Origin of the sequence: Sinomonas sp. (assembly GCF_051955515.1) — a bacterium.
GTDB lineage: Bacteria > Actinomycetota > Actinomycetes > Actinomycetales > Micrococcaceae > Sinomonas.
In genome coordinates this window covers 1-10666 of record NZ_JBQCGQ010000201.1, presented here as the reverse complement: position 1 = coordinate 10666, position 10666 = coordinate 1, and the positions used below count along the sequence as shown (strand labels likewise).

Sequence of the window (10666 nt, the reverse complement as noted above, 5' to 3'; positions counted from 1 at the left end):
GGAGGCCGACGGCGGTGCTGCCGCCGGCCGGGCGCGAGAGGGGCACGACCGCGCGCTGCACGAGGTGCTCGAGGCCGCGAAGAGCGTCCGCTACTCCGCGGAGCTGGCCCGGCCCTTCGGGCGCAAGAAAGCGCGGCGGCTCGAGAAGAAGGCCACCAAGATCCAGCAGGTGCTGGGGGAGCACCAGGACTGCGTGGTCTCAGCGGACCTCCTGCGCCGGCTCGCCATCGACGCCCACGGGCGTGGGGAGAATGCCTTCACTCTTGGGAGGCTCCATGCCCGCGAGCTTGAGTTCGCGAGGCAGGCCGAGGCGGACTTCGAGCGGCTCCGCAAGAAGCTTCCGGCGAAGCTGGGCGGACGGGCGTGAGCCGCCCAGAATAGACGCATGGCGACGGTACTCGTGACCGGCGGCACCGGGTTCATCGGTGCCCATGCGATAGCCCAGCTCCTCGCGGCCGGGCACGAGGTCAAGACGACCATGCGGTCGCTCGACCGCCGAGCCGACGTCGTGCGCATGCTCTCCGTGGCCGAGGCGCCGCACCCCGAGCGGGTCGCCTACTTCGCGGCGAACCTGATGCACGACGACGGCTGGGCGGCTGCCGCCGAAGGCGCCGAGTACGTGCTCCACGTGGCGTCGCCGTTCCCCACGACTCAGCCGAAGACTGCGGACGAGCTCGTGGTGCCCGCCCGCGAAGGGGCGCTCCGCGTGCTGCGCGCCGCCCGGGACGCGCAGGCGCTGCGGGTAGTGCTGACCTCCTCGTTCGCGGCGGTGGGGTATGGGCACGGGCCTCTGGGCCGGCCGCTCAACGAGGGCGACTGGACGAATCTCGACAGGGGGAATCCGACGCCCTACGTCCAATCGAAGACCATTGCCGAGCGGTCCGCGTGGGATTTCATCGACAGAGAGGGCGCCGGCCTCGAATTGTCCGTGGTGAATCCGGTTGCGGTTCTGGGGCCCGTGCTCGGGGCCGATTATTCGAATTCCATTCGCATTGTCATTGCCCTTATGAAGGGGTGGCTGCCCGTTGCGCCCCCGGTATGGATGAATGTTGTGGACGTTCGGGACGTGGTGGACTTGCACCTCAAGGCGATGACCGCTCCGGGCGCCGCGGGGCAACGTTTTGTGGCCGTGGCCGGCGAGCCCATCTCCTTCCATCAGCTCGGGGTTGCCCTTCACGAGGCGCTCGGCGACGCGGCGGCGAAGCCCCCGCGGGGCACCGCCCCGGCGTGGCTCGTCCGGGCGCTCGCACGGTTCGTCCCGCCGCTGCAGGAGCTTGTTCCGCAGCTCAACGTGGTGCGTCGGGCGAGCAGCGCCAAGGCGCGCGCGGAGCTCGGGTGGGCGCCGCGGTCCAGCCGCGAAGCCGCCGTGGCGACGGGGGAGAGCTTGGTACGGCTCGGGATCGTGCCGAAGTAGGGCGCTTTTGTGGTTTGTGTAAGGCTCTACTGAAGGGCCTCGCAGATGATCCGGTTCACCTCCGACTCCGCTGCGCCGATCGCCTCCGCAATCCGACAGGCGCACGCGCCGCTGTGCGCTGCGTTGACGATGGCATCGTTCAGTGCGGCTCTGGCCCGCGCCGACGCGGATTCGGCGGCGAGGAGGGCATTGTGAGCGCTCGTGGCCCGGGCGAGGGCGAGGGTCCACGGGACACTGATCTGGCCGAGCTCTTCCCGCAGCGTCGGCTCGTTCCATTGGCGGATGGCGTCCTCTTCCGCGTCGTTTCGGACGATCTCCCCGTCTGCGGTCAGCACGTATCCGTACCGCTCGAGGACCGAGTTGGCCGCATATCGGTATTCGGCAGCCGCAGCCTCAGCGAGCATCGCGCGCTGGGCTTCCGTGAGGTCGAATTCCTTGGGATCGTAATCGCCTGCCTCCTCAAGGGTGCAGCCAAGCAATTCAGTGATGGTCATTCGGGTCGGTTCGGGCATCGTGCGCCCCCTTATCAAACAAAATTTCCTTGTGGCCCGTGCTGGACCGTGGCCTACTGCTGGACCGTGTTCTGTTTCGGTGGCCTGGCATGGCCCCAGCGCCACGCCAGGCCACCTTGGTGGCACGCGCGGGGCACCCCCGCAGCCCTCGAGCGTGCGTGGTTTCTACATGGGGTCGGGCCAGATGCCGACGGCCCGTGAGGCCGGTCCGCTGAGCAGCGCCCGGCAGGCAAGGGTATTCACGGTTTCATCTCCTGACTGGATGCGGTGCGCACGAAGGCGCAGGGACGCCATGTCTGCCCGAAGGTGGGCAGACTGGTCCCCTCTCAGTCGGGAGTGGAACCCGGATCGAATGCCGGCGAGGGCGGGAGAAGGCCGCCAACCGGCCGGTTGCGGAGGGAGACTAGCAAGAGCGGAACGAAGATGAACGCTGAGGCGAGAGTCGCAGGACTCGTGAACCATCCACCGAAAGATCCCGCGTTCCCCGCGCTCAGCCACAGCGGCTGGTCAAGCAGCGGGGGTGACCAGGGTTCGCCGGGGGAGCCGGAAGGGGATCCGTCCGCTGCGGGGTGGAACCCGTCCTGCGGCGCCGTCGCGGCACCCGGGACAGACCAGTCCCACGCAGGAACGTGGCCGGCCCGGACGGGGGCCGCAGCCTGCGGGTCGCCTGCGGGCCGCGCGTCCGTGGCAGCCGGCGAGGCGGGGACTGCAGGTTGGTCGGCGGCGGCGGCTGGGGTGGACGGCGGGGTCGCTTCGCTGACGGCGACGGGGGCCGGTGCCGCTTGGTCGCCAGACGCGGGGACGGGTGCCGGCTGGCTCACGGGCGCGGGGAGGGCTGGAGGCGGCGGAAGCGGGGTCGAAGCAGTGCCGCCAAGGGTATTGCCCACGCCGCTGATCGTGTGGGCAACCACCGACGTGGTGCCGTTCACCACAGGGGCGAGCGGTGCCAGTGGGCCCGTCAGCACTGGTCCGGCGACGGAAGGCACCGCTTCGACGGTCGAGGCGAGCGCCGTCGTCGTGCTCTGAACCAGGGTCGAGCCCGTCGACTGAGCGCCCGGCACCGCCGCGACGATGCCGGGCGTGGCGTTGGAAGCCGCGCCGGTGACGGGGGCCGCCACCGTGGTCACCGGTGTCGACGTCGCGGTCCCGAGAAGATCACCGGTGCCGAGCAGACCGCTCGAGGCGGAGGCAGCCGCTCCTGAGAGGAGCACCCAGCCGAGCCCCAGCCCCGCCGCGACGGAGGCGTGCCGGACCACGGCTAGAGCACGAAGCCGCGCCGTCGGCGTCAACCGCATGTCTCCACCTCCCCAGCCTCCAGGTTCGGTCGCGCACGCGAGAAAGCCATCGTAGGACTGCTGATAGTGACAGCACCAGTGTCAGATCAGCGAAAAATCGCGTTTTCGCTATGCACAATCCCGGGTCGCATCCGGGCGCACCCTGCGGAGGTGACGACGCAACGGGAGGGGAGGCCCTTGACCCTTGCCCACGCGCGTGCTGTCCTGAACGGCACGGGCGCAACAATGCGTTCGTTACCCTATTCGCCACAGCGAAGGAGTGCCATGGTCAACGGCGACCGCCGGAACGCTATCCACCGCCTGAACAGGGAAGACCTTTCCCAGGACTTTGCCGAGGGACCCGAGGAGAAGGCCTGGGACGAGGAAGACGGCCTCTTCGACAGCGAGGAGATCGTCATCTCCTGACTGCTGTCAGTCCTTGAGTGAGAATAGCGAGGCGCCGCAGGGAAAGCCCCTTCGGCGCCTCGGCCGTGTGACGGAGGCTATTCTGCGCTGCGCGTGCGCGAGCCGTGAGACCTGTTTCAGATGTGGGTGCGGTCGGGATCGATAAGGGCCAGCCCGAGTTCGGGGTGACTCGTCTTGCGGAGCACGGCCGGGGCCTCGCGGACGATGACCTCGAGCGTGGGCCAGACTTCCCCGCTGAGCAGGTGGCCGCCACGCGTCGTGCCGTCTGATAGACCAAGGACAACGTGGGCGTGCACCTGTGGGCCGTCGTCGGACAGGGCGATGTCCCCGATGAGGGACAGGAGTTCGCATTGTTGGCTGACCTCGATGCGCCGGTAGTCCTTGGCCTCTCGGTCGAACCAGCCGACCGTTGCGCGTCTGAAGGCGCCGACGCCGGTGAGCTGGGCGGCGCTGAGCTGGTTGCTCTTCGCGAAGTTGGTCAGCAGCTGGAAGGCGTCCTCGCCGGGCTCGCCGACGACCACGAAGACGCCGCCGTCTTCGCCTGAAAGCTTGGTGCTCTTCATGGGGTCGCTCTCACGTCCTGGGCCGACGGGTGAAGACCAGATGGACGACGCCGGAGGGAGAAGGCGTCGCCTCGATGGTGAAGCGCTCTTCGAGTCCCTCGAGTCCGTCCCAGAGCTGTTCGCCGCGGCCTAGGATGATCGGCACGACGACGATGTGCAGGTGGTCGATCAGATCGGCCTCAAGGAACTGCCGAACCGTGTTGACGCCGCCGCCGATCCGGACGTCTTGATCGGGGGCGAGGGCGCGGGCCTGCTTGAGTGCGGAGACCGGGTCGGCGTCGACGAAGTGGAACGTGGTCCCTCCCTCCATTTCGAGCACCGGCCGCGGGTGATGGGTCAGGACCACGACGGGTGTGTGGAAGACGGGGTTGTCGCCCCACCATCCCTTCCACTCCTCGTCCTCCCATGGCCCGCGCTGCGGGCCGAACTTGTTGCGTCCCATGATCTCCACGCCGATTCCCGGCGCCCATTGGCTGGCGAACGCCTCGTCGACTCCCCGGGACGGTTCGGAATCCCCGGGGAGGCCCATCTCGCGGAACGTCCGCGTCCCGAAGGCCCACTCCATGAGGCGTGAGCCCGCGTGACCGAACGGAGCCTCGAGCTGCTGACCCTCGCCGGCGCCGTAGCCGTCGAGGGAGACCGAGAAGTTGTGCACGCGGACCAGGGACATGTCATCTCCTTGAGGGAATTACCGTGTCGTGATCGAACCTAACGGCTTCGGATCGGCCACGGAAGGTTCAACACGTCCTGCCCCAACGCCGTTCTGACGGTTACCGTTGGGCGCATGGCGGATTCCGAGATCCTGCACGTAGATGGCCCCGACGGTGCGCGGGAGGTCAAGCTGACCAGCCCAGACAAGGTGCTGTGGCCCGGCGTCGAAGGGCGTGAGCCGCTGACCAAGCGCGATCTGGCCCACTATCTGATCTCCGTGGCGTCGCCCTTTCTGCGGCTCAATGGGGACAGGCCCATGACTCTTCAGCGCTTCCCCGAGGGGATCGACGGCGAGGAGTTCTTCTCGAAGCGGCCGCCGCGCGGTGCGCCTTCCTATCTGAGGACAGTGACGTGCACCTACCCGTCCCACCGGCGCCACGACCAGCTCGTGTTCGACGAGGCGGGCGCGCTCGCGTGGGCAGCGCAGATGGGAACGATCACCTTCCATCCGTGGCCGGTGCGAACGGCGAATCTGGACAACCCGGACGAGCTGCGGATCGACCTCGATCCACAGCCCGGCCGCGACTTCCGGGACGCGGTCACCGCTGCCCTCGCGCTGCGCGAGGTCATGGCCGAGGCTGGGCTCACGGCGTACGCGAAGACCTCGGGCAACCGGGGCGTCCACGTCTACGCGCGCATTCGGCCCACGCACGAGTTCCTTCACGTGCGGCACGCCGTCATCGGGATCGCCCGCGAGCTGGAACGCCGCTTGCCGGATCTGGTGACCACCTCATGGTGGAAGGAGGAGCGCGGTGAGCGGGTCTTCGTCGACTTCAACCAGGCCAACCGCGACCGCACGATCGCCGCCGCCTATTCGCCGCGGCCCCTGCCGCACGCGCCGGTCTCGACCCCGCTGACCTGGGACGAGCTCCCCGACGCGGACCCGCGGGACTTCACCGTCCGGACGGTTCCCGAGCTCGTGGCCGCCCGTGGCTGCCCCTGGGCGGATATCGACGACGCGCCCGGGGACATTTCCGGCGCACTCGCCTTGTGGGATGCGGACCTCGAGCGCGGGCTCGGCGAGCTCAACTTCCCCCCGGACTACCCCAAGATGCCCGGAGAGCCGCCGCGGGTGCCACCGAGCAAGCGAAAGGCCGACCGGGCCGACGAGGACTATTCGGCACCCAAAGCCGAGCGTGACGCCGAGTGGGGCACTGCGATCGCCCCACCGTATGGGCCGATGCTGGCCAAGCCGGTCAAGAAGCTTCCGGTCGGCGAGTACCTGTACGAGCCGAAGTGGGATGGCTTCCGCTCAATCGTGTGGCGCTCTGGCGATCAGGTGGAGATCGGCTCCCGCAACGCCCTGCCCATGACGCGCTACTTCCCGGAGCTCGTCGAGGCCATCGTCGCGAACTTCCCCGACCATTCGGTCATTGACGGAGAAATCATCCTCGTGGACCCGGACACTGGCAACCGGCTCAACTTCGATGCCCTCCAGCAGCGCATTCACCCCGCGGCCTCGCGCATCGCAAAGCTGAGCGCCGCGACGCCAGCGAGCTTCGTGGCCTTCGACCTGCTCGCCTTGGGCCAGACGAACTACGTGGAGCGCCCGTTCGGCGAGCGGCGTGCGGCGCTTGAGGAGGCACTCAAGGACACCAAGCCCCCGGTCTACCTCACTCAGGCGACCAACGACCCCGCCCTCGCGATGGAGTGGTTCAGCTCGTTCGAGGGCGCTGGCCTGGACGGCGTCGTCGCCAAGCCCCTCGGCGAGCTCTACGCCGAGGACAAGCGGGTGATGTCCAAACTCAAGCACGAGAGGACGGCCGACTGCGTCCTCGCCGGCTATCGGCTCTACAAGGACGAGCCCGACGCCATCGGATCCCTGCTCCTTGGCCTGTACAACGACCAGGGCCAGCTCAATTCGGTGGGCGTCGTCGGGGCCTTTCCGATGGCGCGCCGCAAGGAGCTGTTCGAGGAGCTGCAGCCGCTCGTGACCACGTTCGAGGGGCACCCTTGGGCGTGGGCGCAGCCCGCCGCGGTGCTGCCGGACAACCGCGACCAGTCGACCCCGCGCACCCCGACGGCGGCGGCGCGCTCCCGCTGGAATGCGGACAAGGACCTCTCATTCATCCCGCTGCGGCCTGAGCGCGTCGTCGAGGTCAAGTACGACCACATGGAGGGCGAGCGGTTCCGCCACACCGCGCAGTGGGTCCAATGGCGCCCGGACCGCTCACCGGAATCGTGCACCTACGACCAGCTCGAAGAACCGGTCAGCTATGACCTCTCCTCGGTCCTGTCCGGAGAACGGTCCGCCTAGCCCGAACTCGACTGCGTAGCGGCACCCCACCAGTAGGCTAGGTCGGTGGGGAACATTCGCATCGCTGGTCTTGTCGTATCTGTCACCCTCCTCAGCGCTGTCCTGACCTCGTGCGACGACGGCTCCAAGGCCGCCGCGGAGCAGGCCGCCGGCCAGGTTTCGAGCGCTATCGCCTCCCTCGACGTCTCCCACGCGCCGATCCTGGGCACCGACGTCAGTGCGGCCCAGTCCCAGCTCAAGGACATCGTGTCAGGGCTCGGAGACGTCAAGCCCAAGGTGAGCTCCGGGCAGGCGAGCACGAACAACGGCACGACGACGGTCCCGCTCGCCTATGAGTGGGAGCTCTCAGGGCAGCAATGGAAGTACACGACGACGGCGCAGGTCGCCCAGGAGGGCGGGCGCTGGGGCGTTCGCTGGTCGCCTGACCTCGTTGCCCCCGGCCTCAAGGCGGGCGAGGTGCTGGCGGTCAAGTCCGAGGCTCCCGCTCGGGCGGACATCCTTGGTGCGGGAGATGCGCCACTTGTGACGATGCGCCCGGTCAAGCGCGTCGGCATCGACAAGACGTTCGTCGGGGCGGATCGCCTCGACGCGTCGGCCAGGGCGCTCGCTTCCCTCGTGGGCATCGACCCCGACGGGTACGCGAAGCAGGCGGCCGCGGCCGGCCCCAAGGCCTTCGTCGAGGCGATCGTCCTCAGGGACACGCCGGACAGGAAGCCGACCGACGAGCAGTTGGGCGCCATCCCCGGCGCCTTCGCGCTGAGCGACACGCTGCCGCTCGCGCCGACTCGCGAGTTCGGCCGGGCCGTCCTCGGCACGGTCGGTCAGGCGACGGCGGAGCAGATCGAGAAGTCCGACGGCGAACTGCAGGCAGGGGACCTCACGGGCGCCGGCGGACTCGAGCAGAAGTACGACGATCAGCTTCGCGGCAAGGATGGTGTCACCGTGCTCGCCGTCGCTCAGGGGAGCACAGCCTCCCCGGCGCCGACCGCGACCGGCGGGGCATCGCCGTCGTCCGCTCCCTCGGCAACCCCTTCGCAGCAGGCCGCCACCCGAACGCTCTTCTCGAGCGCACCCCAGCCGGGCAAGCCAGTGCGCACCACCATCGATCCACGCCTGCAGCAGCTCGCGGACGACACGCTCTCCTCGGTGGGACCCGCCTCCGCCATCGTGGCCATCAGACCCTCGGACGGATCCGTGCTCGCCGCCGCGAGCGGCCCCGGGAGCAACGGCTACAACACCGCCATGCTCGGCCAGTACGCGCCCGGTTCGATCTTCAAGACGGTCGACTCGCTCGCCCTCCTCAGGCAGGGCGCAACGCCGGACCTCCCCGTGCAGTGCACGCCGACCCTGACCGTCGACGGGAAGACCTTCCAGAACGCCACGGGATATCCGGCGGACCACCTCGGCGCGATCTCCCTTCGGGACGCCTATGCACATTCGTGCAACACGGCCTTCATCTCCCAGCGCGACAAGGTGACGCAGGAACAGCTCGCCGCCTCGGCGTCGTCACTTGGCCTTGGCGTCGAGGCGCCGCTTCTCGGGGCCGACGGCTTCCTCGGCTCGGTGCCGGCCGACGCCGCCTCGGCGACCGAGCACGCCGCGTCCATGATCGGACAAGGCAAGATCCTGATGTCTCCCCTCGCCGCGGCGGTCATGGCCGCGTCGGTGCAGAAGGGGTCCGTCGTCTCGCCGCGGCTTGTGCTGAATGTCGGCGAGGACGAAGCCGAGCCGAGCGCGAGCGCGTCTCCGAGCCCGACCAACAAGGCCGCGGGTGGCTCGAAGCCCGTGACCCAGGCCGAGGCCGCAGCGCTCCAAGACATGATGCGGGCCGTGGTCACGAGCGGCCACGCCGGCTTCCTCCTCTCCGTCCCCGGCGCGCCCGTCGGTGCCAAGACGGGCACCGCCGAATTCGGCAGCGACAATCCCCCGAAAACCCACGCCTGGATCATCGGAACGCACGGCGACCTCGCCGTTGCCGTCTTCGTCGACGAGGGCGGCCTGGGCGCCACCGTCTCTGGCCCGCTCCTGACCAACTTCCTCACGAAAGCCGCCCAGTGAATCTCCCAGAGGACCAGCCTGTGACCGCAGCCTCTGCCACTCAGCCGGAGCGCGCCGTCGTCCGACGCGCCGCCATCGCGACCTTCGTCATCTTCGCGACCAACGGATTCATCTTCGCCAGCTGGGCCGCGCGTATTCCCGCGGTCACCGAGACACTGTTGCTCTCGACCGGCGAGATGGGCCTGGTCCTGCTCATCGGCGCGATCGGCTCACTGTGTGCCATGCCGCTGGTTGGGCCGGTGTCCTCGAAGGTCGGGATCATCCGCACGGTCCGGCTCGGCGGTGTGCTCGCGGTCGCAGCCGGCGGCACGATCGCCGCGGGGCTTCTGACCCACTCCGTGGTGGTGGTCGCCGCCGGGCTCGCCGTCTTCGGCGTGGGCATCGCGTTCTGGGACGTGGCGCAGAACATCGAGGGCGCGGACGTCGAGCACAGGCTGGGCCGGACGGTCATGCCGCAGTTCCACGCAGGCTTCAGCGGCGGCGCCGTGCTCGGCGCGCTCGTGGGCGCTGCCCTGAGCGCGCTCGGGGTCCCGCTGCCGGCGCACCTCGCGGCGATCATGGTCGCGGTCCTCGTCATTATGATCCTCGTCCCGCGGCACTTCCTGCCGCTGACCCAGCACGAACTGCCCGCCGTCGGCGACCTCGCCGCGGACGTAGCGGCCGACGGCGCGTCCCCGGCTCCCGCGCCGAAGGAACCGGGTGGGGCGCTCGCCGCGTGGACCCACCGGCGGACCCTGCTCATCGGCGTCGTCGTGCTCGGGGCCACGCTGACGGAAGGCGCCGGCAACGACTGGATCTCGAAGGGCGTCGTCGACGGCCTCGGCTCGAGCGAGGCTGCAGGGGCCGGGCTGTTCGCTCTGTTTGTGGGGGCCATGACAGTGGCCCGCTGGTTCGGCGGCCGCATCATCGACCGCCTGGGGCGTGTGACGGCGCTGCGCCTCAGCATGGTCTCGGCCCTCGTGGGCTTGGCCTTGTATTCCCTCTCGGGAATGTTCTGGCTCTCGGCCTTCGGGGCACTGCTCTGGGGCCTCGGGGCGGCGCTCGCCTTCCCGATGGGGATGTCAGCGGCCTCGGACGACCCCCGGCACGCAGCCGCGCGCGTCTCCGTGGTTTCGACCATCGGCTACGTCGCGTTCCTCGCCGGCCCGCCGTTCCTGGGCTTCCTCGGCGATCACGTGGGCCTGCGCCTTGCGCTCTTGGCCATCCTCGTGCCGATCGCCGTCGCACTCGTGCTCGCCGGCGCTACCCGCCGCGAAGAGGCGTAGCCCCCTCCCGCTGCGTCGCGCCCCCTCCCGTTGCGCCCCCTCCCGTTGGCCCCCTCCCGTTGGGGGGGGGGGGGGTGGGGGGGGGGCCCCCCCACCCCACCCCCCGGGCCCGCGCGCCGGGGGGGGGGGGGCGCGGGGGGGCGCGCCGGGGGGGGCCGCCCCCCCCCGGGCGGCCCCCCCCTCCCC

The 10666-nt window shown here is 69.6% G+C and carries 10 protein-coding genes; 6 read left to right on the top strand and 4 right to left on the bottom strand.

Going from position 1 to position 10666, the window contains the following annotated elements; translation table 11 throughout:
• Both ACTHL9_RS11715 and ACTHL9_RS11710 read left to right on the top strand, forming a co-directional pair.
• Positions 1 to 367, top strand: a 367-nt coding sequence (locus tag ACTHL9_RS11715; RefSeq protein ID WP_440519264.1) for a CHAD domain-containing protein, incomplete at its 5' end; no start/stop codon positions are given.
• Between the two features lie 18 nt (positions 368 to 385).
• Positions 386 to 1414: an NAD-dependent epimerase/dehydratase family protein gene (locus ACTHL9_RS11710; protein WP_440519263.1), complete on the top strand. Its 1029-nt coding sequence runs from the start codon at positions 386 to 388 to the stop codon at positions 1412 to 1414.
• Positions 1415 to 1440: 26 nt separating this feature from the next.
• On the opposite strand, the gene ACTHL9_RS11705 is transcribed toward ACTHL9_RS11710, so the two are convergent.
• Both ACTHL9_RS11705 and ACTHL9_RS11700 read right to left on the bottom strand, forming a co-directional pair.
• Complete coding sequence (locus tag ACTHL9_RS11705) at positions 1441 to 1926, bottom strand: hypothetical protein (protein ID WP_440519262.1); 486 nt, start codon at positions 1924 to 1926, stop codon at positions 1441 to 1443.
• Positions 1927 to 2252: 326 nt separating this feature from the next.
• Positions 2253 to 3221: a hypothetical protein gene (locus ACTHL9_RS11700; RefSeq protein WP_440519260.1), complete on the bottom strand. Its 969-nt coding sequence runs from the start codon at positions 3219 to 3221 to the stop codon at positions 2253 to 2255.
• Positions 3222 to 3485: 264 nt separating this feature from the next.
• Here ACTHL9_RS11700 and ACTHL9_RS11695 point away from each other — a divergent pair, with 264 nt between their 5' ends.
• The gene (locus ACTHL9_RS11695) at positions 3486 to 3626 is read left to right on the top strand and encodes a hypothetical protein (protein ID WP_440519259.1); all 141 of its coding nucleotides are present in this window, start codon (positions 3486 to 3488) and stop codon (positions 3624 to 3626) included.
• A 116-nt stretch (positions 3627 to 3742) separates the two neighbouring features.
• Here the strand turns inward: ACTHL9_RS11695 and ACTHL9_RS11690 are convergent, their stop codons facing one another.
• Both ACTHL9_RS11690 and ACTHL9_RS11685 read right to left on the bottom strand, forming a co-directional pair.
• A complete protein-coding gene (locus ACTHL9_RS11690; protein WP_440519258.1) occupies positions 3743 to 4189 on the bottom strand; it encodes a PPC domain-containing DNA-binding protein in 447 nt (148 codons plus the stop codon).
• Positions 4190 to 4199: 10 nt separating this feature from the next.
• Positions 4200 to 4859, bottom strand: coding sequence for a dihydrofolate reductase family protein (locus ACTHL9_RS11685; RefSeq protein ID WP_440519257.1), 660 nt, complete (start codon positions 4857 to 4859; stop codon positions 4200 to 4202).
• Positions 4860 to 4973: 114 nt separating this feature from the next.
• Here ACTHL9_RS11685 and ACTHL9_RS11680 point away from each other — a divergent pair, with 114 nt between their 5' ends.
• From ACTHL9_RS11680 to ACTHL9_RS11670, 3 genes are read left to right on the top strand one after another with little or no spacing between them, the layout of a single operon-like run.
• On the top strand, positions 4974 to 7157 hold the full coding sequence (locus ACTHL9_RS11680; protein WP_440519255.1) for an ATP-dependent DNA ligase: 2184 nt from the start codon (positions 4974 to 4976) through the stop codon (positions 7155 to 7157).
• Between the two features lie 45 nt (positions 7158 to 7202).
• Positions 7203 to 9215, top strand: a complete 2013-nt coding sequence (locus ACTHL9_RS11675; RefSeq protein ID WP_440519253.1) for a penicillin-binding transpeptidase domain-containing protein — start codon at positions 7203 to 7205, stop codon at positions 9213 to 9215.
• Between the two features lie 20 nt (positions 9216 to 9235).
• Positions 9236 to 10480: an MFS transporter gene (locus tag ACTHL9_RS11670; RefSeq protein WP_440519251.1), complete on the top strand. Its 1245-nt coding sequence runs from the start codon at positions 9236 to 9238 to the stop codon at positions 10478 to 10480.
• Positions 10481 to 10666 lie beyond the last annotated feature (186 nt).

Bases quoted from the DNA above. Each gene is read 5' to 3' on its own strand.
- ACTHL9_RS11710 (WP_440519263.1), top strand. From the start codon at position 386: ATGGCGACGGTACTCGTGACCGGCGGCACCGGGTTCATCGGTGCCCAT.
- ACTHL9_RS11705 (WP_440519262.1), bottom strand. From the start codon at position 1,926: ATGCCCGAACCGACCCGAATGACCATCACTGAATTGCTTGGCTGCACC.
- ACTHL9_RS11700 (WP_440519260.1), bottom strand. From the start codon at position 3,221: ATGCGGTTGACGCCGACGGCGCGGCTTCGTGCTCTAGCCGTGGTCCGG.
- ACTHL9_RS11695 (WP_440519259.1), top strand. From the start codon at position 3,486: ATGGTCAACGGCGACCGCCGGAACGCTATCCACCGCCTGAACAGGGAA.
- ACTHL9_RS11690 (WP_440519258.1), bottom strand. From the start codon at position 4,189: ATGAAGAGCACCAAGCTTTCAGGCGAAGACGGCGGCGTCTTCGTGGTC.
- ACTHL9_RS11685 (WP_440519257.1), bottom strand. From the start codon at position 4,859: ATGTCCCTGGTCCGCGTGCACAACTTCTCGGTCTCCCTCGACGGCTAC.
- ACTHL9_RS11680 (WP_440519255.1), top strand. From the start codon at position 4,974: ATGGCGGATTCCGAGATCCTGCACGTAGATGGCCCCGACGGTGCGCGG.